Genomic DNA, 901 nt, shown 5'->3' with positions numbered 1-901 from the left:
GGGTGGTGGTCAGGCCCTCGCGCAGCTCGGACAGCATCCGGTTCAGCAACCGCGAGACATGCATCTGCGAGATCCCCACCTGCTCGGCGATCTGCGACTGCGTCATATCCCCCACGAACCGCAACGCCAGAATCCGCCGCTCCCGCTGCGGCAACTCCTCGATCAACGGCACCAGCGACTCGTGATTCTCCACCAGGTCGATCGCCGGATCCTCCTCACCGACCGTCTCGGCCAACGGCGCACGGTCGCCAGAGGCGAACGGCGCCTCGTCGAGCGAGACCGACCGATACGCCTGCCGCGCCACGTAACCCTCCTCCACCTGCGCCTCGGACAGACCCAAGTGCTCACTCAGCTCCCCCACCGTCGGGGACCGACCCAAGCGTTGGGAGAGTTCGGCGCTGGCCTGGTTGATCGACAACCGCAGTTCCTGCAACCGACGCGGCACCCGCAGCGGCCAGCTGGTGTCGCGGAAGTGCCGCCGCACCTCCCCCATCACCGTCGGCACCGCATAAGAGAGGAAATCGGCGCCCTGGTCGGGGTCGAACCGGTCGACCGCGTGGATCAGCCCGACCGCCGCCACCTGCACCAGGTCATCCCTGGCGATGCCCTTGCCCGAGAACCGCCGCGCGATGTGCTCGGCCAGCGGCAGGTACCCGGTGACCAGGCGCGCGCGCAGCTCCTCACGCTTCGGATCGTCCTCATCGAGCGCCCGCATCCGCCCGAACAGGGGCGCGAGGTGGTCGTACTCGCCCGGCTCGGTGCGATGGCGCTGTGCTGTCTGCTCCTTCATGATCGCTCCTCGTGGGCCCGTTGCTGACCGCCGGCATCGACACCGGCACCGTCCACGCGACCGCGACACGGCCGCTCCTGCCATCCGGGGACAAGGCATCTGACGAGTTGT

The 901-nt window shown here is 68.7% G+C and carries 1 protein-coding gene; it reads right to left on the bottom strand.

Features of this window, described 5'->3' with window-relative positions:
- Nucleotides 1-790 (bottom strand): SigB/SigF/SigG family RNA polymerase sigma factor (locus tag JFB92_RS25005; RefSeq protein WP_233163801.1); only part of this gene is annotated, 790 nt, incomplete at its 3' end.
- Nucleotides 791-901 lie beyond the last annotated feature (111 nt).

It is taken from the genome of Glycomyces salinus, from assembly GCF_016428645.1.
Taxonomy (GTDB): Bacteria; Actinomycetota; Actinomycetes; order Mycobacteriales; family Micromonosporaceae; genus Glycomyces; species Glycomyces salinus.
Note: the sequence above shows the minus strand (reverse complement) of the source record. Positions and strands in the feature narration are given on the sequence as shown.